At 69.2% G+C, this 22,167-nt stretch carries 20 protein-coding genes; 16 read left to right on the forward strand and 4 right to left on the reverse strand.

The window, feature by feature from the left end; all coding sequences use genetic code 11:
• Positions 1–158: 158 nt before the first annotated feature.
• A complete protein-coding gene (locus ACOMG5_RS01665; protein ID WP_420342038.1) occupies positions 159–659 on the forward strand; it encodes an Lrp/AsnC family transcriptional regulator in 501 nt (166 codons plus the stop codon).
• Here the strand turns inward: ACOMG5_RS01665 and ACOMG5_RS01670 are convergent.
• The 3 genes from ACOMG5_RS01670 to ACOMG5_RS01680 all read right to left on the reverse strand — a co-directional run bounded on the left by ACOMG5_RS01670 (position 656) and on the right by ACOMG5_RS01680 (position 4,029).
• Complete coding sequence (locus ACOMG5_RS01670) at positions 656–1,621, reverse strand: Gfo/Idh/MocA family protein (protein WP_420342039.1); 966 nt, start codon at positions 1,619–1,621, stop codon at positions 656–658. The two genes, ACOMG5_RS01665 and ACOMG5_RS01670, sit on opposite strands and share 4 nt — an antisense overlap.
• A 310-nt stretch (positions 1,622–1,931) precedes the next feature.
• Positions 1,932–2,831: an RNA polymerase sigma factor RpoH gene (gene rpoH / locus ACOMG5_RS01675; RefSeq protein WP_420342040.1), complete on the reverse strand. Its 900-nt coding sequence runs from the start codon at positions 2,829–2,831 to the stop codon at positions 1,932–1,934.
• Positions 2,832–3,003: 172 nt separating this feature from the next.
• Positions 3,004–4,029, reverse strand: coding sequence for an RluA family pseudouridine synthase (locus tag ACOMG5_RS01680; RefSeq protein WP_420342041.1), 1,026 nt, complete (start codon positions 4,027–4,029; stop codon positions 3,004–3,006).
• Between ACOMG5_RS01680 and ACOMG5_RS01685 the strand changes: the two genes are divergently transcribed.
• Positions 4,028–4,333, forward strand: a complete 306-nt coding sequence (locus ACOMG5_RS01685; protein ID WP_420342042.1) for a DUF6476 family protein — start codon at positions 4,028–4,030, stop codon at positions 4,331–4,333. The genes ACOMG5_RS01680 and ACOMG5_RS01685 overlap by 2 nt on opposite strands.
• 129 nt (positions 4,334–4,462) lie before the next feature.
• Here the strand turns inward: ACOMG5_RS01685 and ACOMG5_RS01690 are convergent, their stop codons facing one another.
• Positions 4,463–4,723: an accessory factor UbiK family protein gene (locus ACOMG5_RS01690; protein WP_420342043.1), complete on the reverse strand. Its 261-nt coding sequence runs from the start codon at positions 4,721–4,723 to the stop codon at positions 4,463–4,465.
• 130 nt (positions 4,724–4,853) lie between these two features.
• Here ACOMG5_RS01690 and lgt point away from each other — a divergent pair, with 130 nt between their 5' ends.
• The 14 genes from lgt to ACOMG5_RS01760 all read left to right on the forward strand — a co-directional run bounded on the left by lgt (position 4,854) and on the right by ACOMG5_RS01760 (position 22,161).
• Positions 4,854–5,747, forward strand: a complete 894-nt coding sequence (gene lgt / locus ACOMG5_RS01695) for a prolipoprotein diacylglyceryl transferase (protein WP_420342044.1) — start codon at positions 4,854–4,856, stop codon at positions 5,745–5,747.
• Entirely contained in the window at positions 5,744–6,823 is a 1,080-nt protein-coding gene (locus ACOMG5_RS01700; RefSeq protein WP_420342045.1) for a class I SAM-dependent methyltransferase, read from the forward strand. The genes lgt and ACOMG5_RS01700 overlap by 4 nt, the downstream gene beginning before the upstream one ends.
• Before the next feature lie 6 nt (positions 6,824–6,829).
• On the forward strand, positions 6,830–7,591 hold the full coding sequence (gene pgeF / locus ACOMG5_RS01705; protein ID WP_420342046.1) for a peptidoglycan editing factor PgeF: 762 nt from the start codon (positions 6,830–6,832) through the stop codon (positions 7,589–7,591).
• On the forward strand, positions 7,592–8,236 hold the full coding sequence (locus ACOMG5_RS01710) for a lipoate--protein ligase family protein (RefSeq protein WP_420342047.1): 645 nt from the start codon (positions 7,592–7,594) through the stop codon (positions 8,234–8,236). It begins immediately after the preceding gene.
• Between the two features lie 130 nt (positions 8,237–8,366).
• Positions 8,367–8,606 (forward strand): phosphoribosylformylglycinamidine synthase subunit PurS, encoded by a 240-nt coding sequence (gene purS, locus ACOMG5_RS01715; protein WP_420342048.1) that lies wholly within the window; start codon positions 8,367–8,369, stop codon positions 8,604–8,606.
• A 51-nt stretch (positions 8,607–8,657) separates the two neighbouring features.
• Positions 8,658–9,326 (forward strand): phosphoribosylformylglycinamidine synthase subunit PurQ, encoded by a 669-nt coding sequence (purQ, locus tag ACOMG5_RS01720; RefSeq protein ID WP_420342049.1) that lies wholly within the window; start codon positions 8,658–8,660, stop codon positions 9,324–9,326.
• A 46-nt stretch (positions 9,327–9,372) separates the two neighbouring features.
• Positions 9,373–11,163: a sensor histidine kinase gene (locus ACOMG5_RS01725; RefSeq protein ID WP_420342050.1), complete on the forward strand. Its 1,791-nt coding sequence runs from the start codon at positions 9,373–9,375 to the stop codon at positions 11,161–11,163.
• A 3-nt stretch (positions 11,164–11,166) separates the two neighbouring features.
• Positions 11,167–12,498, forward strand: a complete 1,332-nt coding sequence (locus ACOMG5_RS01730) for a sigma-54-dependent transcriptional regulator (protein WP_420342051.1) — start codon at positions 11,167–11,169, stop codon at positions 12,496–12,498.
• A 425-nt stretch (positions 12,499–12,923) separates the two neighbouring features.
• Entirely contained in the window at positions 12,924–15,686 is a 2,763-nt protein-coding gene (locus ACOMG5_RS01735) for an Rne/Rng family ribonuclease (protein WP_420342052.1), read from the forward strand.
• A 608-nt stretch (positions 15,687–16,294) separates the two neighbouring features.
• Positions 16,295–17,290 carry a BMP family protein gene (locus ACOMG5_RS01740; protein ID WP_420342053.1) on the forward strand — a complete coding sequence of 332 codons (996 nt, stop codon included), beginning with the start codon at positions 16,295–16,297 and terminating at the stop codon, positions 17,288–17,290.
• 6 nt (positions 17,291–17,296) lie between these two features.
• On the forward strand, positions 17,297–18,670 hold the full coding sequence (locus tag ACOMG5_RS01745; RefSeq protein WP_420342054.1) for an amidase family protein: 1,374 nt from the start codon (positions 17,297–17,299) through the stop codon (positions 18,668–18,670).
• Entirely contained in the window at positions 18,670–20,181 is a 1,512-nt protein-coding gene (locus ACOMG5_RS01750; protein ID WP_420342055.1) for an ABC transporter ATP-binding protein, read from the forward strand. The genes ACOMG5_RS01745 and ACOMG5_RS01750 overlap by 1 nt, the downstream gene beginning before the upstream one ends.
• On the forward strand, positions 20,171–21,220 hold the full coding sequence (locus ACOMG5_RS01755) for an ABC transporter permease (protein WP_420342056.1): 1,050 nt from the start codon (positions 20,171–20,173) through the stop codon (positions 21,218–21,220). Before ACOMG5_RS01750 ends, ACOMG5_RS01755 begins: the two co-directional genes overlap by 11 nt.
• Positions 21,217–22,161 (forward strand): ABC transporter permease, encoded by a 945-nt coding sequence (locus ACOMG5_RS01760; RefSeq protein ID WP_420342057.1) that lies wholly within the window; start codon positions 21,217–21,219, stop codon positions 22,159–22,161. The genes ACOMG5_RS01755 and ACOMG5_RS01760 overlap by 4 nt, the downstream gene beginning before the upstream one ends.
• Positions 22,162–22,167: the final 6 nt, after the last annotated feature.

The following is a 22,167-nucleotide window of genomic DNA, read 5'->3' on the forward strand; positions in this document are numbered from 1 at the left end:
CGTGGACACATATAGGCATGCGCTGCCTGCTCTGGAAGCCCCCGCTCACCTTCGCGTCATTTCCCGCTGGATTGCTCTTGCGGCGCTCCGTGCGAAAGAATATTGCGCAGTCTCGCCCTCAGGGATAAGTTCGCGCCAACGACGGAGGAAGCAGACCCATGGCCACGACGAAGCTGGACGAGATCGACCGGAAAATCCTGGCCGAGCTTCAGGCCGATGGGCGCATGACCAATGTCGAGCTCGCCAAGCGCGTGGGCATTTCCGCTCCGCCCTGTCTGCGCCGCGTGCGCACGCTGGAGGAGGCGGGCTATATCCGCGGCTACCATGCCGATGTGAACCCGCGCGAGCTGGGCTTCGAGGTGCAGGTCTTCGCCATGGTCCGGCTGCAGAGCCAGGCCGAGGCGGATCTCTCCGCCTTCGAGAATCGGTGCCGGGCCTGGCCGCTCGTGCGCGAGTGCCACATGCTCAATGGCGAGATCGATTTCGTGCTGAAATGCGTGGCCCCCGATCTCTCCACCTTCCAGGATTTCCTGATGGGGCAGCTCACGCCCGCGGACAACGTGGCCAGCGTGAAAACCTCGCTGGTGATCCGCTGCGCGAAGGACGAGCCGGGCGTGCCGTTCGACGTTCTGGAGGAACGGCTCGCGCATCTGGCCTAAAAGGCCAGCACCCGGTCGATCATCGCCTGCCCGCCGCGCGCATCCTCCAGGCTCCAGGGGTAGGGCGCGCCCGTGCGCACATGCCGCACGAAGGCCTCCACCTGCAGCACATATTGGTTCACGCCCGGAAAGCGGTGGGTTTCGGCGGTGTTGAAGCCGTGCAGCGTCACCTGCCCCTCGCCGAAGGCCGAGGCATTGAAGGGCGCCGAGAGGCTGATGCGGCCGCGGTCGCCCTGAAACGTCACCTCCTGGCGCGGGAACAGCCGGGTGGAGGTCATCGCGGCAAAGCTGAACAGCCCCGCAGGCCCGCGCATCGTGCCGCGCACCTGCGCCATCGTATCGACGCCGTCTTCGCGGGTGACCGTGGCCACCAGATCGACCGGCTCCGCCCGCGCGGCATGGCGCAGCGAAGAATAGGCATAGCAGCCGATATCGGGCACCGATCCGCCGCCGGTCTCGCGCCGGTTGCGGATGTTGGTCGGGTCCGGGTTGTGGAAGGTGAAGACCGCATCGGCATGCAGCAGCTGGCCAATGCGGCCCTCGTCCAGCCATTTGCGCACCAGCGCCCATTGCGGATGGTGCACGATCATGAACGCCTCGGCGCAGAACCGCCCCGAGGCCTCGCGCGCGGCGATGATCCGGTCCACCTCCGCCACGCTCATCGCCAGCGGCTTTTCGCACAGCACATGCTTGCCCGCCTCCAGCGCGCGCAGCGCCCACTCCAGGTGCAGCGTATTGGGCAGCGGGATATGCACCGCCTCGATTGCCGGGTCATCGAGCAGGGCCTGATAGCTGTCATGTACATGAAGATCCGGGCAGAACTCCCTGAACCCCTGCGCTTTTTCCAGGGATGTGGTGGCCAGTGCGCCGAGACGCGCGCCCCGCGCCGCATGCAGCGCCGGCCCCATCCGCCGCAGAGCGAAATTCGAGGCGCCGAGAATGCCCCAGGTCATCGGTTCCATGATCGTCCTCCCCAGCGGAAGCCTAGCGCGGCCGCAGCCCCATGGGAAGCCTGCGAGCCTCGCCCTTGACGCCGGAAGCAAGGGGCGCCGTGCAGGCCCAGAGACGGAGCGAGCGCCGCACGGGCGCCGAGTCTGCGCCCCACGGGCACGCGCGCCGAGTGCGCTACGCACGGGCTCGGGCACCGAGTGAGCGCCGCACGGGCGCCGCGCTGGCGGGCAGACCGGGCGGGTGCCGCAGCCCCGCACGGCCCAACCGTACCAAAATGCCACGCGGGGCCCCGCAGGCACCGGCCCCGCGCGCGCCTGGCCGTCAGGCCGGGATCGCCATGCCCTTGTCGCGCGCCAGAACCCGCATGCGGTTCTGCAGCTTCTCGAAGGCGCGCACCTCGATCTGCCGGATCCGCTCGCGCGACACGTCGTATTTCGCCGACAGCTCCTCCAGCGTGACCGGATCGTCGCGCAGGCGGCGCTCCACCAGGATGTCGCGCTCGCGCTCGTTCAGCACATCCATCGCCGCGGTCAGCATCGCCCGGCGGGCCTGCAGCTCGTCGGCCTCGGCGAAGGCTCCGGCCTGGTCGGCGTCCTCGTCCTCCAGCCAGTCCTGCCACTGGGTCGCGCTCTCGCCATCGCCCGAGCCGATCTGGGCGTTGAGCGAGGCATCCCCCCCCGACAGGCGCCGGTTCATCTCCACCACCTCGGCCTCGGTCACATTCAGGTCATGCGCGATCTGCTTCACCGCAGCGGGGCGCAGGTCGCCTTCCTCATAGGCGCCGATCTTCGATTTCGCCTTGCGCAGGTTGAAGAACAGCTTTTTCTGCGCCGAGGTCGTGCCCAGCTTCACCAGCGACCACGACCGCAGGATATATTCCTGGATCGCAGCGCGGATCCACCACATGGCATAGGTGGCCAGCCGGAAGCCCTTTTCCGGGTCGAACCGCTTCACCGCCTGCATCAGGCCGACATTGGCCTCGGAAATCACCTCGGCCTGCGGCAGGCCATAGCCGCGGTAGCCCATGGCGATCTTGGCGGCGAGGCGCAGGTGCGAGGTCACGAGTTTATGGGCGGATTCGGAATCCTGATGGTCGACCCAGGCCTTGGCCAGCATGTATTCCTCTTCCGGTTCCAGAAGCGGAAACTTGCGGATTTCCTGCATGTAGCGGTTCAGGCCCTGTTCGGGGCTGGGCGCGGGCAGGTTGGCATAGCTCGTCATATGTCCCTTTCCTTCTCCCTGACGGGCCGCCCCAGATGGGCACGGCGCGCGTGGATTTCAAGAGACCCGGGCAATACAGGGATTCACCCGGGGGATGGTCCAGTTCCTACGCAGGATGACGGCGGATCCGTCGCCTGTCCAGCGGGGTTTACACAAAAGTGAACGGATCGGTTCAGTTGCCGCGCAGCGCCGCGATCAGCGCCTGCAAATCCTCGGGCAGGGGCGAGGAGAAGCTCAGCGCCTCCCCCGTCACCGGATGGGTGAAGCCCAGCGTCGCCGCATGCAGCGCCTGGCGCGGGAAGCTGGCCGCGGCCGCGGCGCCGGCTTCGCCCACCGTCTTGGGCGGCAGTTTGCGCTTGCCGCCATAGACCGGGTCGCCGATCAGCCCGTGCCCGGCATGGGCCATATGCACGCGGATCTGGTGCGTTCGCCCGGTTTCCAGCCAGCAGTCTATGAGGGCGGCGGCGCCGAAATCCTCCACCACCCGGGCGCGGGTCACCGCATGGCGCCCGCCGTCGAACAGCACCGCCTGGCGCTGCCGGTCGGTCTTGTGGCGCGCGAGCTGCGAGGTGATCTTCAGCACGCCGCCCTGCTCGAAGCTGACCCCGCGCACGCCGCGCAGCCGCGGATCCGCCGCCGAAGGCACGCCATAGACCACCGCCGAATAATACCGGTGCACAGTGTGTTTCTCGAATTGCGCGGCGAGGCCATGATGCGCGCGGTCGGATTTCGCCGCGACCAGCAGCCCCGATGTGTCCTTGTCGATCCGGTGCACGATACCGGGGCGCGCCTCGCCGCCGATGCCCGAAAGATTGCCGCCGAAATGGTGCAGGAGCGCATTCACCAGCGTGCCGTCCTCGGAGCCGGGCGCGGGATGCACCACCATGCCCGCGGGCTTGTCGATGACGATGAGGTCGTCATCCTCCCACAGCACGTTGAGCGGGATCTCCTGCGCCACCGTTTCCACAGGGCGCGCGGGCTCCAGCATGATTTCGTAGGTTTCGCCGCTGCTTACACGGGCTTTCTGATCCGTGATGGGAACTCCGCCGCGCGTCACAGCGCCCTCGGCGATGAGCCGCGCGAGGCGCGAGCGCGACAGGGACGCAGCCTCTGGCACAAGCGCCGCCAAGGCCTTATCAAGGCGGTCGGCGGGGGGCTCCCCGATCTCGATGCGCAGGATGTTCCCGTTGTCCGACATGACGCCTTCCGATAAGCCCGACGACCCCGGCCCGCTGCCGGAAGTGCGGTATCTGAAACTGCTGGTGACCGCGCTGGCGGTCACGATGATCCTCGGGCTTGTAGCGATCGTGGGGCTGCTTGTCACGCGGCTCCGGGCGGAGCCGCCGCTGCCTGCGCTGCCGCAGGGGATCCATCTGCCCGCGGGCACGCAGGTGGAGGCGCTGACCTTCGCGCGCGGCTATACCGTGGTGGTCACGCAGGCGGGCGCGGTTCTGGTCTACAGGCGCGACGGCAAGCTGGCGCAGACGCTGACGCTCGATTAAGCCGCGCTAAATCGTGCCCGGCCCGGTGAAGCGGCGCTTCGCACCATGCCGGATGAAGCGGCGCTAAATCGCGCGCGGCCGGATGAAGCGGCGCCTGCCCGCGGCCGGAGCCGGAAGCCGCAGCCAGGATCAGGCGCCCGCCTTCGGCGCCTTCGCCGGATCCAGCGCATCGAGCCGCGCCTTCAGCGCCTCGTTCTCCTCGCGCGCCTTCTGCGCCATCGCCTTCACCGCGTCGAATTCCTCGCGGGTGACGAAATCGCGCTCCGCGAGCCAGCGATCCATCCAGCCCTTCATCGCGGTTTCGGCCTCGGTGCGGGCGCCCTGCGCCACGCCCATGGCATTGGTCATCAGCTTGGACATCTCGTCGAAGAACTTGTTCGGGGCGCTCATGTTTCCCTCTCGGTCACGGGGTTTTGCCCTATATGGGCGGCGGCGGCGGAAGAGACAAGGTTGACTTGGCCCGGGCGCAATGCTTCCTGCACCCGAAATTCCGCCCCAATTTCCGCCCGGAGCGCGCCCCATGACCGTCTTGGCCATTCCCTTCCCCGATATCGACCCGAGTGCCTTCGTGATTCCGGGCCTCGGCCTGCCGATCCGCTGGTATGCGCTGGCCTATATCGCGGGGCTGGTGCTCGGCTGGAAGGTCGTGGCCGGGCTGATGGCGCGGCCGAAGCTCTGGAGCGGCTATCCGCCGATGGCGCCGAAGCTCGCGGAGGATCTGCTCACCTGGATGGTGGCGGGGGTGGTTCTGGGCGGGCGGCTCGGCTTCGTGCTGTTCTACGAGCCGGGCTATTACCTCTCACATCCGCTTGAAATCCCGATGGTCTGGCAGGGGGGGATGTCGTTCCACGGCGGCTTCCTCGGCGTCGTGGTGGCGGGGCTGTGGTTCTGCCGCAGGCACCGGCTGCGGGCGCTGAGCGTGGCGGATGCGATTGCGCTCGCGGTGCCGTTCGGGCTGCTGTTCGGGCGGATCGCGAATTTCATCAAGCCCGAGCTCTGGGGCCGGCCGACGGATGCACCCTGGGGGGTGGTCTTCCCAGTGGATGCGGCGCAGGTCTGCAATGGCATCGCGGGGCAGGTCGATGGCTTTTGCGCGCGCCACCCCTCGCAGCTCTATGAGGCGGGGCTGGAGGGGCTGGTGCTGGCGGTGATCCTCTGGGCGCTGATGGCCGCGGGGGCGCTGCGCCGGCCGGGGCTGCTGACGGGCGTGTTCCTGATGGGCTACGGCCTCTCGCGCGCCTTCGTGGAGCTGTTCCGCCAGCCCGATGCGCAGTTTCAGGGGCCGCACAACCCGCTGGGCTATGCGCTTCAGTTCGGCGACTGGGGCCTGACCATGGGCCAGATCCTGTCGATCCCGATGGTTCTGGTGGGGCTCTATTTCGCGCTGCGCGCCGCGCGTGGGGCGCAGCCGTGACGCCACTGGGCCGGAGCCTCGCGCGGCGGATCGCGGCCGATGGGCCGATGCGGCTCGACCAGTATATGGCCGAATGCCTGCTGAACCCGGAGCATGGCTATTACGCCACCCGCAACCCCTTCGGCCGCGCCGGGGATTTCGTGACCGCGCCGGAAATCAGCCAGATGTTCGGCGAGATGCTGGGCCTGTGCCTGGCGCAGGCCTGGCTTGATCAGGGCGCGCCGGAGGCTTTCGTGCTGGCCGAAATCGGCCCCGGGCGCGGCACGCTGATGGCCGATATACTGCGCGCGATGCGGGCGGTGCCGGGGATGGCGGCGGCGCGGGTCTGTCTGGTGGAGGCGTCGGCGCATCTGCGCGCCGAGCAGCGCCGCACGCTGGGCGCGCGGGAGGTGAGCTGGGTCGATACGGTGGCGGAGCTGCCCGACGGGCCGCTGTTCCTTGTGGCCAATGAGTTTTTCGATGCGCTGCCGATCCGGCAGTTCGTGCGCCGAGGCACCGCCTGGGCGGAGCGGCAGGTCGGGCTGATCGGGGGGCGGCTCGCGCCGGGCCTCGCGCCGCCGGTGCCCTTCGCGGCGCTGGAGGGGCGGCTTGGCGATACGCGCGAGGGCGATGTGGTGGAGACCTGCCCGCAGGCGCCGGGGATTGCGGCCGAGGTCGCGCGGCGCATCGCGGCCTTTGGCGGCGCGGCGCTCTTCATCGACTATGGCCATTGGCGTTCGCTGGGCGATACGTTTCAGGCGCTGAAGGCGCATGCGCCCTGCGACCCGTTCGCGGCGCCGGGCGAAGCCGACCTGACCGCGCATGTGGCCTTCGAGCCGCTGGCCCGCGCGGCACAGGAGGCGGGCGCGCAGACCAGCGCCATGACCGCGCAGGGGGTGCTCCTGGAGCGGCTCGGGATCGCCGCGCGCGCGGCGCGGCTTGCGCAGGGGCTGGCCGGCGCGCCGCTTGCCACCCATCTCGCCGCGCATCGGCGCTTGACCCACCCCGAGGAAATGGGTCAGTTGTTCCAGACCCTCGCGATCTGCCCGCGACAGGCGCCGCTGCCGCCCGGGTTCGATCTGCCTTCGCAGGACTGACGGAAAATGCCCGCAACGCTCGAAATCCTGAAATCGCCCGTTCTCGCCGGCCTCACGCATGGGTTCTTCACCCGGCATGGCGGGGCTTCCTCCGGTATCTATCACGGGCTGAACTGCGGCCATGGCTCGCAGGATCAGCGCGAGGCGGTGGCGCTGAACCGCACCCGCGTCGCCGAGGCGATGGGGGTTGCGCCGCAGGCGATGGTGGGCATGAGCCAGGTGCATTCGGCCGATGTGGCGGTGATCGAGGCCGCGCCCGAGGCGCCGCCCACCGCCGATGCGCTGGTGACGCGGGTGCCGGGGCTGCTGCTGACGGTGCTGACCGCGGATTGCCAGCCGGTGCTGTTTGCGGACCGCAAGGCGGGCGTGATCGGGGCGGCGCATGCGGGCTGGCGCGGGGCGCTCGATGGCGTGCTGGAGGCGACGCTTGATGCGATGGAGGCGCAGGGCGCGCAGCGGCCCGATACGGTCGCGGTGATCGGGCCCTGCATTTCGCAGCGCGCCTATGAGGTGGGCTTCGACTTCATGGATAATTTTGTGATGGAGGACGAGGCTTACGGGCGATTCTTCTCCGGTGGGCCGAATGGCAAGCCGGTGTTCGACCTGCCGTCCTTCGGGCTGTACCGGCTGCGCGCGGCGGGGGTGGGCATGGCGGAATGGATCGGGCGCTGCACCTATTCGGACCCGGACCGCTTCTATTCCTATCGCCGCACCACCCATCGCGGCGAGGCGGATTACGGGCGGCTGATCTCGGCGATCCGGCTGTAGATGGCGCTGTGCAGTTTCCCGACTGCGGCCGCGGGGCTGGCGGCGGAGGCGGCGCTGCCGGTGCCGGGCTGCCTCCTGTGGCAGGCGACGGCGCAGGCGATCGTGGCGCCGCAGGCGCTGGCGCAGCGGGCGGGCTTTGCGGCGGCGGCGCAGGCCAGCGCCGCGCGCGGCTGGCCGGTGCTGATGCGCGGCTCGGGCGGGGGCGCGGTGCCGCAGGGGCCGGGGGTGCTCAATCTCGCGCTCGGCTGGCCGGTTCTGCCTGAGGACAGTATCGACGGCTTCTACCGCCGCCTTTGTGCGCCGATAGAACAGGCCCTCGCGGGGCTGGGCCTGCGCGCAGAGCCCGGCGCCACCCCCGACAGCTTCTGCGATGGCAGCTTCAACCTCGCCATCAGCGGGCGCAAGATCGTGGGCACGGCGCAGCGCTGGCGCGCGGGCGGGGGGGCGCGGCGGGTGCTTGCGCATGCGCTGGTGCTGGTGGATCCGCCCCTTGATGCGGGGGTGGCGGCGGTGGCGGCGCTGCATGCGGATCTGGGGCTCGGGTCGGTGCGCCGCGAGGTCCATGCGGCGCTGCGCGAGTTCGTGCCGGATCTGGATGCCGCGGCCTTCGCCGCAGCACTGGAGCGCGCGGCTGCCTGCGCCTGAGGCCGCTGACCGGAGCGGCTGAGGGCGGCGCCGAAAGCTGTTTCGCCGCTTGTCTCAGGGGGCGCTTCGGGTTAGAGGACGCGCAAGCGTTCACGCGGCGCGCGCGCGCCGGTTCCGGGGAGAAGTGCCGATGAAAGCCCGTGTCCATGTCATGCTGAAGGATGGTGTCCTCGACCCGCAGGGCGAGGCGGTGCGCCACGCGCTCGGCCATCTCGGGTTCCAGGGGGTGGAGGCCGTCCGTCAGGGCAAGGTGCTCGAGCTCGACCTGGCCGCCACCGACCGTGCCGCCGCCGAGGCCGAGGTCAAGGCGATGTGCGAGAAGCTGCTCGCCAATACCGTGATCGAGAAATACACCGTCGAGATCGCCTGAATCCTCGGGGGCCAGCCGGCCCCCTTGCCGTTCCAGCCAGAGGAGCCGCCGATGAAAGCCGCCGTCATCACCTTCCCGGGGTCGAACTGCGACCGTGACCTGTTCGATGCCTTCGCGAAATCGGGCTCCGATGTCGTCAAGGTCTGGCACAAGGAAACCGCGCTGCCCGAGGGCATCGACGTGATCGGCGTGCCGGGCGGGTTCAGCTTCGGCGACTACCTGCGCTGCGGCGCGATCGCCTCGCGCTCGCCCATCGGCCAGGCCGTGGCCGATTTCGCGGCTCGCGGCGGCTATGTGCTCGGCGTGTGCAACGGCTTCCAGGTGCTGACGGAAATGGGCCTGCTGCCGGGTGCGCTGATGCGCAATGCGGGGCTGAAGTTCATTTCGCGCCCGGTCGGGCTGCGGGTGGAGACGGCCGACAGCGCCTATACCGCGGGCTATGCGAAGGGCGCGCGGATCGAGATCCCGATCGCCCATGCCGAGGGCAACTACCAGATCGACGCCGAGGGGCTGAAGCGGCTCCGGGGCGAGGACCGGGTCGCGTTCCGCTACACCGAGAACCCGAATGGCGCCACCGACGACATCGCGGGCGTGCTGAGCGAGAACCGCCGCGTGCTCGGGCTGATGCCGCACCCGGAGCGGGTGGTGGAGGATGCGCAGGGCGGCACCGACGGGGCGGCGCTTTTCCGCGCGCTGATCGGCGCGATGGCGGTGGCGTGATCGGCTTCGGCTTGTTGCGCCCGAGGGCTTGGCCTAAGTTCGCGCCATGCCCGAGCGCGTTGCAACAGCCGAACCCAACCTGACCGAGCCGCAAGGCGGCCTTCGGCGCCGCAAGGTATTGCAGGCCAGCGCGGCCGGCGCGCTGGCGCTGGCGATGGCGGTGATCTGGCTCACGAACAGCTGGCTCACCGAGCGGTTCAGCGAAACCACGCGGGTGCGCACCGAGCTGCGCCTCGCGCTCTATTCCGGCAATATCATCTCCGAATTGCAGCGCACCTCGGTGGTGCCGCTGCTGCTCGCGCGCGATCCGGTGCTGACCTCGGCGCTGGCGACGCGGGATTTCTCCAAGACCTCGGCGCAGCTGATTTCGGCGCGCGAGGATATTGCCGCGGCCTCGATCCGGCTGCTGGACACCGAAGGGCGCGTGGTGGCGGCGACGAACCGCAACCTGATCGGCACGTCGCTTGCCGAGGAGCCTTTCTTCGTGGAGGCGCTGCGCTCGCGCGAGACGATCTTCACCACCGGCACACGGCAGGGCACCGGCACCGAATTCGACTATTCGCGCGCGCTGGTCACCGATGGCAAGGTCACCGGGGTGATCGTGGTCGAGGCGGAGCTGTCGAAATTCGAGCGCAGCTGGGCGGGGATTTCCGATGCGGTGGCGGTGATCGACAGCGACGGGCGGATCATCCTCACCACCGAGCCGAAATGGCGCGGCCTGACGATGGAGGAGGCGCTGGAGGCGCGCTCGGCGCCCACCGCGATCCAGCGCGCGCTGCAGGCCACGGCCGACTGGGCCAATGAGCCGCCCGATGCCTATCTCTCCGGCCAGGCGGTGATGCGCACTGAGACGCGGATCCCGTTCCGGGGCTGGCGCATGGTCGCCTTCACCACTTACGAATCGGTGCGCGAGAAGGTGAATGCGGTGCTGGCGCTGGAGATCATGGCGCTGGCGATCCTGCTGGCGGCGGGGTTCTATCTGGTCTCGCGGCGGGCGCGGGTGCAGTCTTTGGCCTATCGGCGCGAGTCGGCGGAGCTGCGGCAGCTGAATGCGCGGCTCACGCGCGAGATCGCGGAGCGCGAGCGGGTGCAGAAGGACCTCGCGGTGGCCGAGCAGACGCTGGCGCAGAGCTCGAAGCTCGCAGCGCTCGGCGAAATGTCGGCGGCGGTGAGCCATGAGCTGAACCAGCCGCTCGCGGCGATGAAAACCTATCTGGCCGGGGCGCGGCTGTTGTTGCAGCGCACCCGGGTCGAGGAGGCGCTGTCCTCCTTCCAGCGGATCGACGACCTGATCGAACGGATGGGCGCGATCACCCGGCAGCTGAAATCCTATGCCCGCAAGGGCGGGGAGGCCTTCGAGCCGGTAGACCTGCGCGCGGCGATCAGCTCGGCGCTCGCGATGATGGAGCCGCAGCTGAAGGCGAAGACGGTGAAAATCACCCGTCTGCTGCCGCGCGGACAGGTGATGGTGATGGCGGACCGGATCCGCCTCGAACAGGTGATCATCAACCTGCTGCGCAATGCGCTCGATGCGACCAAGGGGCAGAAGGACCCCGAGATCGAACTGATCCTGGCCACCGGCGAGACGGCGGTGCTGAGCGTGCGCGACAACGGCCCCGGCATCAGCGACCTCGAGAAGCTGTTCGAGCCGTTCTGGACAACCAAGAAGCCGGGGGAGGGAACGGGGCTGGGCCTCGCGATTTCCTCCTCCATTGTCAATGATTTCGGCGGTCGGCTGACCGCCCACAACGCCGAAAGCGGCGGCGCCGTCTTCGAGATGCAGCTACCCCTGATCTCGGATGCGCGGCCGGCGAAAGGCGTCAAGGCAGCGGAGTAGAACATGGCACGCATGATGAAAGTGGCGATCGTCGATGACGAGGAAGACATGCGCCAATCGGTCAGCCAGTGGCTGGCGCTCTCGGGCTTCGATACCGAGACCTATGCCAGCGCTGAAGAGGCGCTGAAGGCGATCGGGCCGGATTGGCCGGGCGTGGTGATTTCCGACATCCGGATGCCCGGCATGGACGGGATGGCCTTCCTGAAGCGGCTGATGGGCCTCGACAGCGGGCTGCCGGTGATCATGATCACCGGGCATGGCGACGTGCCGATGGCGGTGGAGGCGATGCGCCTGGGCGCGATGGACTTCATGGAGAAGCCCTTCAACCCGGACCGGATGACCGAGCTTGCGAAGCGCGCGACCCAGGCGCGGCGGATGGCGCTCGACAACCGCGCGCTGCGCCGCGACCTGGCCGAAGGCGCGCAGGTGATGGGCAAGCTGATCGGCACCTCGGCGCCGATGGAGCGGCTGCGCGAGGATATTCTCGATCTGTCTCAGGTGGATGGACACGTCCTGATCGACGGCGAGACCGGCACCGGCAAATCGCTCACCGCGCTGGCGCTGCATGCTTCCGGGCCGCGGGCGGGCAAGAAATTCGTCGTGGTGAGCTGTGCGGCCTATTCCGAGGATGCGCTGAGCGCGAAGCTGTTTGGCCCGGTCGAGGAGGGCGCGGCGATCCCGCTGGTGGAGGAGGCGCGCGGCGGCACGCTGGTGCTCGAGGATGTGGAGGGGCTGAGCCAAGGGCTGCAGGCGCGGCTGCTGACCTTCATCAACGAGCAGGGCGTGCCTGCGGAGACCCGGATCATCGCCATCTGCAATGCGCATGGCGAGGGGCGGACGCTGGAAGACGCGCTGCGGCCGGATCTGTATTTCCGCCTGGCCGCGCACAAGATCACGCTGCCGCCGCTGCGCACGCGCGGCGAAGATATTCTGGCGCTGTTCACCCGCATGGCGGAGCAGTTCGCCGAGGAATATGGCTGCGATACGCCCGAGGTTTCGGCGCAGGAGGCCGCGCAGCTGCTGCAGGCGCCATGGCCCGGCAATGTGCGCCAGCTGATCAACGTGGCGGAGCGCGCGGTGCTGCAGGCGCGCCGCGGCTCGGGCTCCATCGCCTCGCTGCTAATGGCGGACAACGAGGAAGCCGGCCCCGCGATGACGACCGAGGGCAAGCCGCTGAAGGAATATGTCGAGAATTTCGAGAAGATGCTCATCGACAATACCATGCGTCGGCACAAGGGCTCGATCGCGGCGGTGATGGAGGAGCTGTGCCTGCCGCGCCGGACCCTGAACGAGAAGATGGCGAAATACAGTCTGCAACGGCAGGATTATATCTGAGCGGCGGGGCTTAACGTTTCCGCAAACATGACAGTCACGAAAAACCGATTGTGTTTGCGCGGCTCCCCCGTTTATTGTCAGGATATGTTGGTGGCGAAGAAACCCGCCACCCACGGAATTCGCTGATTTCGGGGCTGCAGGATCGCGCGATGGCGTGTCGGAAGCCCGGATCAACCGATTGGCCGCAAGGCCGCTCTCTTGCCCACGGGGATTTCCTGCTGGGTGTCAGTTGGGCGCCGGGACCTCCTCCCGCCGCTTGGGAAGAACCGCGATGGTGCGTGGAAATGTCGGGCAGGTGATGACGGGCGGGCCTCTGGCCGCCGCCGCCTGCGCGTCCGCGCGGGCCATCGCCTCAACGAAAAACCATGCCGCAGCCGCCGCCCCTCCGGGGATCCGGCGGCCGCGGGCATGGGGAAACCGGATTAATGGCAAAGAAAATGCTCATCGATGCCACCCACGCGGAAGAGACCCGCGTCGTGGTGGTGGACGGCAACAAGGTCGAGGAATTCGACTTTGAGACTGTAAACAAGCGGCAGCTCGCCGGGAACATCTATCTGGCGAAAGTGACGCGGGTGGAGCCTTCGCTCCAGGCCGCTTTTGTCGATTATGGCGGCAACCGGCACGGCTTCCTCGCCTTCGCGGAAATCCACCCGGATTACTATCAGATCCCGGTGGCGGACCGGAAGGCGCTGATCGAGGAAGAGCGCGCCTATGCCGAGGCCGAGGAGGCCGAGGAGCGTGCGCGCAGCAACCGGCGCCGGCCACGCCGGGGCGGGGCCAAGGCCGAGAAGGCCGTGGATGGCGATGCGGTGCTGCGCTCGGAGGATATTCCGGGCATGACCGTGCTCGATCCGCTGGCCGAAGAGGCGCCGCTGGATGCGGGCGCGGTGGTTGAGGCTGCGGTCGCCGAAGCGGCTGCGGAGTTCGATGGTGCGGAGCCCCAGACCGCGGAGCCGGTGCCGGAGGAGGCGCTCGATGCCCCGCTGGACGAGAGCGGCGCCGAGGCTGACGAGCACGAGCATGACCACGCCGACGACGAGATCGAATCCGTCGCCGATGAAGACGTGCAGGAAGAGATCCACGCACCGCGCAAGCCGCGGGCGCGGCGCTACAAGATCCAGGAAGTGATCAAGGTGCGCCAGATCATGCTGGTGCAGGTGGTGAAGGAAGAGCGCGGCAACAAGGGCGCTGCGCTGACGACCTATCTGTCGCTTGCCGGGCGCTATTGCGTGCTGATGCCGAACACGGCGCGTGGCGGCGGCATCAGCCGCAAGATCACCAATGCGGCCGACCGCAAGAAGCTCAAGGAGATCGCGGGCGAGCTGGAAGTGCCGCAGGGCGCGGGGCTGATCATCCGCACCGCGGGCAGCCAGCGCACCAAGACCGAGATCCGCCGCGACTATGAATACCTGATGCGGCTCTGGGAGCAGATCCGCGAGCTGACGCTGAAATCGATCGCGCCGGCGCCGATCTATGAGGAAGGCGACCTGATCAAGCGCTCGATCCGCGACCTCTATTCGAAGGATATCGACGAGGTCCTGGTCGAGGGCGAGCGCGGCTATGCCGTGGCCAAGGACTTCATGCGGATGATCATGCCCTCGCATGCCCGCAACGTGAAGCATTACGCCGAGCAGCTGCCGCTGTTCGCGCGCTTCCAGGTGGAGAGCTACCTCGGCGGCATGTTCAACCCGGTGGTGCAGCTGAAATCCGGCGGCTATCTGGTGATCGGGGTGACCGAGGCGCTGGTGGCGATCGACGTGAACTCGGGCCGGGCCACCAAGGAGGGCTCGATCGAGGAGACCGCGCTGAAGACCAACCTGGAGGCCGCCGACGAGGTGGCGCGCCAGCTGCGTCTGCGCGACCTCGCGGGCCTGATCGTGATCGACTTCATCGACATGGAAGAGCGCAAGAACAACAGCGCGGTCGAGAAGCGGCTGAAGGAAAAGCTCAAGACCGACCGTGCGCGGATCCAGGTCGGGCGGATTTCGGGCTTCGGCCTGATGGAGATGAGCCGGCAGCGGCTGCGCCCGGGGATGCTGGAGTCGACCACGCAGCCCTGCGCGCATTGCCACGGTACCGGGCTGATCCGCTCGGACGACAGCCTGGCGCTGCAGGTGCTGCGCGCGATCGAGGAAGAGGGCACGCGCAAGCGCTCGCGCGAGGTGCTGGTGAAGGCGCCGGTGGCGGTGGCCAACTTCCTGATGAACGCGAAGCGCGAGCATATCGCCTCGATCGAGGCGCGCTATGGCATGTCGGTGCGGGTCGAGGCGGATCCGGCGCTGGTGAGCCCGGATTACGCGATCGAGAAGTTCAAGACGGCGACCCGTGTGGTGCCCGAGGTGGTGAGCCCGGTGGTTCATGCCTCGGCCGAGCTGATGGCCGAGATCGACGAGGCCGAGGTCGAGGTCGACGAAGAACTGGCGGAAGCCGAGGCCGAGGTTGATGCTGTGGAAGCGGTTGAGACCGCTGAGGCGGCCGAAGGCGATGGCCCGCGCAAGAAGAAGCGTCGGCGTCGGCGGCGGAAGAAGGGCCCGAATGGCACTGGCGACGCGGCGGAAGCCGGCGCCGAGGGCGATGAGGACGATGCCGAGGGCGACGAGGACGACAGCAGCGACGAGGCGGCCGAGGATGCGGCGCGCGCGGCGGCGGCGGCGGCCCTGGCCGATGTGAGCCTGCCGGAGCTGCCGGTGGCGGCCGAGGTGGCAGAGCCTGCGGCGGAAGTGGTGGCGGAAGCGGCTGCTGAGCTGGTGGCCGAAGCCGTGGCGGAGCCGGTAGAGGAAGCGCCGAAGAAGCGGCGCCGGACGCGCAAGCCCGCGGCCGAGGCTGTGGAGGCCGCGCCGGAGGCTGCGGAAGCCGCGCCCGCGCCGAAGAAGCGCAGCCGGTCGCGCAAGGCGGCGGCACCGGAAGCGGTGCCCGAACCCGCGCCGGAAGTTGCGCCCGAGCCCGCTCCGGAGCCCGTACCTGCGCCGGAGCCCGCACCCGATCTGCCGGAACCCGCGCCGGTCGAGCAGCCGCAGCCGGATTTTCCGGCGGAGATCCCGGCCGAGGTGCCGCAGGAGCTTCCGGCCGATGTGCCGGAATATCCGGAGCAGGCGCCCGATGAGCTGCCTCCCGAGGAGGCCACTGCGGAGGAGGATTCGGGGGAACCGAAGCCCAAGCGCCGCGGCTGGTGGTCGCTCGCGAAATGATCTGAGACGCCGGGCCCTGTGCCCGGCGTTTTGCTTCCCGGGGCCGGTCCTTGGCCGGATCCTCTGTCAGGGCTGCGGATCCTGTGGGCGCCTTCGGGCTCTGCGCATGCAGGTCTCGGAGCCGCGGCGCCTCACCTGAGGGTATGTGCAGCCTGATCGAGAGTTGGCGGGCCTGCGGGGGGCAACCGCCGATCGTTCCTGTCGGCTTCTGTGATCCGAGGGCAGGTGTTCGCACCACATGGTTGGCTCGCCTTCCATAGGCACATCTGATCTTTCTGAGCCGCGATTTCGACGCGCATGCGGGGCCCAGCTGCTGCCCGTTGCTTGTGCCGCACCACCTGCGAGCGCGTCCCGTGCCGGAAGTCGGGGGGCTGGAATCCGACTTCCGACCGGAGTGCGCAGCCGGAGGGCATGCGCCGGGGCCGCACGGCCGGGCGGCATGGCGCTGTGGGAGCGGTCCGCGCGCCCGAATTCGGTATTTGATCGAATGGTCGATTTTTGAGCATCCCTCGGGCAAGCCCCGCCGCAGCGGGCGGTAGGCGTTGACACCGCGCGCGGCCGGGCCCTACGACTGGTGCCAATCAAGAGCCATATCAGGGATGGAAGCCATGACCTTCAGCTACCGGCCGTCGCGCCGACTGATCCTGCAATCGGGCCTCGCGCTCGGTGCCTCGACGCTGTTTGCCCCGGCGCTGCGGGCGGCCACGCCGGTGAAAGTGGCCGGGATCCACGGCTCGCCGGTGGAAAATGCCTGGAACTCGGTGCTGCACAAGGCGTTGAAAGAGGCCGCGGCCGAAGGCGCGATCGATTACAGCTTCTCCGAAGGGGTTTCGGCCACGGATTACCCCCGCGCCATGCGCGAATATGCCGAGCAGGGCGCGCAGCTAATCATCGGCGAGACCTTCCCGGTGGAGAAACAGGCCCGGCAGGTGGCCGAGGAATACCCGAAGACTGCGTTTGTGATGGGCTCTAGCGGCAAGGAGGCCGGGGAGAATTTCGGCGTCTTCGGCACCTGGAACTATGACGGCGCCTATCTGGCCGGGATGCTGGCGGGCAAGATGACCAAGACGAACAAGCTCGGCTCCGTAGGCGCCATGCCGATCCCGGAAATCAATCTGCTGATCAATGCCTTCGCCGAAGGCGCGAAGGCGGTGAACCCGGATGTGGTGCACAGCACGACCTTCATCGGCACGTTCTTCGATCCGCCGAAGGCGCGCGAGGCGGGGCTGGCGCTGATCGATTCCGGCGCCGATATCCTGTTTGGCGAGCGGATCGGCACCGCCGATGCCGCGAAGGAGCGCGGGATCAAATCTGTCGGATCGCTCATCGACTATACGCCGATGTACCCCGATACGGTCTTCGCCAATGCGCTCTGGGGCTTCCGCCCGATCCTGAACGCGGCCATCGCCGATGTGCTGGCGGGCAAGCCCACCGGGCGGGATTATACCGCCTATGGCCTGATGAAGGAGGGCGGCTCCGACATTTCCTTCGTGAAGGGGGTGGCGCCAGCCGAGGCCGAAGCCGCGATGGAGAAGGTCCGCGCCGAGATCAAGGCGGGCAGCTTCTCCGTGCCGCAGGACTTCAAGGACCCGACCAAGGCCTGAGCGGAGATGCGGGACGCGGTGGCACTGGCCGGGGCGATCCGCTCCGGACGGACGACGGCGGGCGCGGCTATGGCGGCTGCGCTCGAGGCCGCCGCGCGCTCCGGTCTGGGCGCGGTCTGCGGGCTGGAGCCGGAGCTCGGGCACGCTGCGGCGGCGGGGTTCGATGTGCGTGCGGCGCAGGATCCGGCGCGGCAGGCGGTCTTTGCCGGGGTGCCGCTTCTGGTGAAGGATCTGGGCGGCCCCTTCGCCGGGCTGCCGATGCGCTGCGGCTCGGGGATGCTGCCGCCGGTGCGCGGCGATTCCACGCTGGCGGCGCGGTTCCGGGCGGCGGGGTTCTTGCCCTTCGGCCTCAGCACCAGCCCGGAGTTTGGTCTGTCGCTCGCCTCGGAGCCCGCCTGCGGCCCGGTGGCGCGGCATCCGCGGGCGCCGGAGCTGAGCCCCGGCGGCTCCTCCGGGGGGGCGGCGGCGGCCGTGGCGGCGGGGATCGTGGCCGTCGCTCATGCGACGGATGCGGGCGGCTCCATTCGGGTGCCGGCGGCCTGCTGCGGGCTCGTTGGGCTGAAGCCGGGGCGCGGAGTGATGCCCGCGGGGCCGGGCTTTGGCAACCATCTGGGCGGGATCGCGAGCGAGCTGGTGGTGAGCCGCTCGGTGCGCGATACGGCGGCGGCGCTTGCGGCGCTGGCGGGGCCGGATGCGGGCTTTGCCGCGCCGGGCGCCCTTGCGGCGGGGGGCGCGCTGCGCATCGGGCTCGTCTGCGATCCGCTGACGGATCCGCTGCGCGCCGCGGTGCTGCCGGACGCGGCGCGGAGCCTTGAGCAGGCGGGGCATCGGATCGTGCCGCTGGACTGGGCGCGGCTCGCGGGGCTCGCCGGGCGCAGCGATGCGGTTTTTCGCGATATCGTGGCGGTCAATCTGGCGGAGCTGGTGGCGCGCTGCGGCGCCGATCCCGCACGGGCCGAGCCGCTGACCCAGGCCGTGATCGCGCATGGCGCGGCACTGAGCGCGACGGCGATCTGGGCGCGGATGAACGATCTGCTGCAGGTGTCATATGGGCTCGGGCTGCTGCTGCAGGAGGTCGATGTGCTGCTCGGGCCGATGCTGTCGGGGCCGCCGCGCCCGCTCGGCTGGCACCCGATGAGCCATGGCGACATCGGGCGGCATTTCGCCGCCATGGCGGGCTTCGCGCCGCTGGCGACGCTTGCGAATATCGCCGGGGTGCCCGCGATCACGCTGCCGTTCGGGGCGGATCCTGCGGGCCTGCCGCTGCCGGTGCAGCTGATCGGGCCAGCCGGCGGCGAGGGGCGGCTTCTGGCGCTGGCAGCGCGGCTGGAGGCCGAGGGCCGCTGGCAGCATCGCTTTCCAATCGCGGGGGATTGCTGATGCCACGGGTTCTGGAAATTTCCAACGTTTCCAAGTGCTTCGGGAAGACGCTCGCGAATGATGGCATTTCGCTCACGCTCGATCGCGGCGAGATCCTGGCGCTTCTGGGCGAGAATGGCGCGGGCAAGACCACGCTGATGAGCATCCTGTTCGGCCATTATACGCCCGACAGCGGCGCGATCCGGGTGATGGGCGCGGCGCTGCCGCCGGGCCGGCCGCGCGCCGCGATCCGCGCCGGGATCGGCATGGTGCACCAGCATTTCTCGCTCGCGCCGAACCTGACCGTGCTGGAAAACGTGATGACCGGGACCGAGCGCCTCTGGCGGCCGGTCTCCGACCGGCGCGGGGGCCGGGCGAAGCTGATCGGGATTTCGGAGCGGTTCGGGCTGAAGGTGGATCCGGATGCGCGGCTGGGCGATCTGTCCGTGGGCGAGCAGCAGCGGGTGGAGATCCTGAAGGCGCTCTATAACGATGCGCGGATCCTGGTGCTGGACGAGCCCACCGCGGTGCTGACCAATATCGAGGCGGAGCGGCTGTTCTCCACGCTGAAGGACATGGCGCGGCAGGGGCTCTCGCTGATCTTCATTTCGCACAAGCTCGACGAGGTGATGTCGACCGCGGACCGGGTGGCGGTGCTGCGCGGCGGGCGGCTGGTGGCGGAGCGGCGCGCGGCCGAGACCAGCAAGGCGGAGCTTGCGGAGCTGATGGTCGGGCGCGCGGTGCACCGGCCGCAGCGCGCGGCCGCCACGCCCGGCGCCTGCGTGCTGGAGGCGGAGGGGCTCAGCGTCCGGCAGGGCGGGGTGGAGCGGCTGAAATCGGTGAGCTTCCGGCTGCATGCGGGCGAGGTTCTGGGCGTGATCGGGGTTTCGGGCAATGGCCAGGCCACGCTGGCGCAGGTGCTGGGCGGCACGGCGCGGCGCAGCGCCGGCGCGCTGCGGCTCTTTGGCGCAGAGACGGGCGATATGGGGGTCCCGGAGGTGGTGGCCGCAGGCATTGGCCGGATCCCCGAAGACCGCAACTGCGAAGGCGCCATCGGCGAGATGGCCCTGTGGGAAAACGTGGTGCTGGAGCGGATCGCGCAGTTTTCGCGGCGCGGGCTGGTGGACCGGCGCGCGGGCGTGGCGCTGACGCAGCAGATCATTGCGGGGTTCGATGTGCGCGGCGGTACGCCGGGCAGCCGGATCCGGCGGCTCGCGGGCGGCAACATGCAAAAGCTGATACTCGGGCGCACCCAGATCGAGCCGCCGCGGATCCTGATCGCGGCGCAGCCGACGCGCGGCCTCGACGAGGGTGCGGTGGCGGCGGTGCATGAGCGCATTCTGGCCGCGCGGCAGGCGGGCACGGCGGTCTTGCTGATCTCCGAGGACCTGGAGGAGGTGATGGCGCTGGCCGACCGGATCCATGCCATCGTCGGCGGCCGGCTTTCGCCCGCGGTGCGGCCGGAGGCGGCCGATGCGCGGCGGCTGGGCCTGATGATGGCCGGGGAATGGGAGATGCAGGATGCGGTTTGAGCGGCGCGAACATCGGCCCGCGGCGCTGGTGCTGCTGGCGCCGCTGATCGCGGTGGCGCTGGCGCTGGCGCTGGCGGGCGTGCTGATCGCGGCGGCGGGCGCGCCGGTGCTGGAGGCCTTCGGGCGGATCGTCACCGGGGCCTTCGGCTCGCGGCTGGCGGCAACGGAGACGCTCGCGCGCGCGGCGCCGCTGATCCTCACTGGCCTTGCGGCGGCGGTCGCGTTCCGGGCGCGGCTGTGGAACATCGGGGCGGAGGGGCAGCTCTACCTCGGCGCCATCGCTGCGGCTGCGGCGAGCGCGCATCTGTTCGCGGGCCTGCCCGGCGCGGTGCAGATCCCGCTTCTGTTCCTCGCTGGCGCGCTGGCGGGGATGGTGCTGCTGCTGGTGCCCCTGTGGCTGCGGCTGCGGTTTTCGGTGGATGAGGTGGTCACGACGCTCCTGCTGAATTTCGTGGCCATCCTGCTGGTGTCGATGCTGATCGACACCGTGCTGAAGGACCCGATGGCCTTCGGCTGGCCGCAATCGGTGCCGATCGACGACAATGCCACCCTGCCGAAGCTGATCCCGCGTTCGCGGCTGCATATCGGGCTCGCGGTGGCGCTGGTGCTGGCGGTGGCGATCCATGTCATGCAGACGCGCACGGTCTTCGGGATGCAGGCGCGCGCGGCGGGGCTCAATCCGGCGGGGGCGGTGTTTGCGGGCGTGCCGCTCGGGCGGACGCTGGTGCTGGTGGCGATGCTTTCGGGCGGGCTTGCCGGGCTCGCGGGGGCGGTGGAGGTGATGGGGGTGACGGGCTACGTCACCACGGAGCTGTCCCCCGGCTATGGCTATTCGGGGATCGTGGTGGCGATGCTGGCCAATCTGCATCCGCTGGGGGTGGTGCTCACCGGGCTTTTCGCGGCGGCGATGTTCGTGGGCGCGGATGCGATGAGCCGGTCGCTCTCGGTGCCGAGCTATATCGCCGATGTCACCGTGGCGGTGTCGCTGCTGTCGATGCTGGTGGCGATTTTCTTCACCCAATACAGGATCCGGCGATGAACGAGCTGATGGATATCTTCGCCTCGGCGGGGCTCTGGGCTGCGGTGCTGCGCATCGCGACACCGCTGATCCTGGGCACGCTGGGCGCGCTTTTGTGCGAGCGGGCGGGGGTGCTGAACCTCGGCATCGAGGGGATCATGACCTTCGGTGCCATGATCGGCTGGTTCGCGGTGTATCACGGCGCGGATCTGTGGACGGGGATGCTCATTGCGGCGCTGTCGGGGGCGGTGTTCGGGCTGCTGCATGCGGGCCTCACGGTGACGCTCGGCCTGTCGCAGCATGTGGCGGGGCTCGGGGTCACGCTCTTCGCCTCCAGCTTCGCCTATTACCTGTTCCGGCTGCTGGTGCCGGTGGTGGGCACGCCGCCGAAGATCGTGCCGTTCCGGCCGCTGAGCATTCCGGGGCTGAGCGACCTGCCCTTCGCGGGGCCGGCCTTCTTCAGCCAGACGGCGCCAACCTACCTCGCGATCCTCCTGGCGCTGGTGCTGGGCTGGGTGGTGTTTCGCACGCCGCTCGGCCTTGCGCTGCGGATGACGGGGGAGAACCCGCATGCGGCCGAGGCGCAGGGGATCAACCCGATGGCGGTGCGCTATGCGGCGGTGACGGCGGGCTCCGCGCTGATGGCGGTGGGCGGCGCCTTCCTCACGCTTTCGGCCTTCGACAGCTTCATCCCGACGATGGTGCAGGGCCGCGGCTGGATCTGTATCGCGCTGGTGGTCTTTGCCTCCTGGCGGCCGGGGCGGGCGCTGTTCGGGGCGCTGCTGTTCGCGTTCTTCGATGCGTTCCAGCTGCGCCTGCAGGCCGCCTTCAACGGCCAGCTGCCCTATCAGCTGTTCCTGATGACGCCCTATATCCTGGCCATCGCGGCGCTGGCGGTGATGGCGCGCCGGGCCCGGGTGCCGCAGGCGCTGATGCAACCCTATCGCCGCGGCGAACGCTGAGAGGAC

This window comes from Paenirhodobacter sp., from assembly GCF_041916475.1.
GTDB lineage: Bacteria > Pseudomonadota > Alphaproteobacteria > Rhodobacterales > Rhodobacteraceae > Rhodobacter.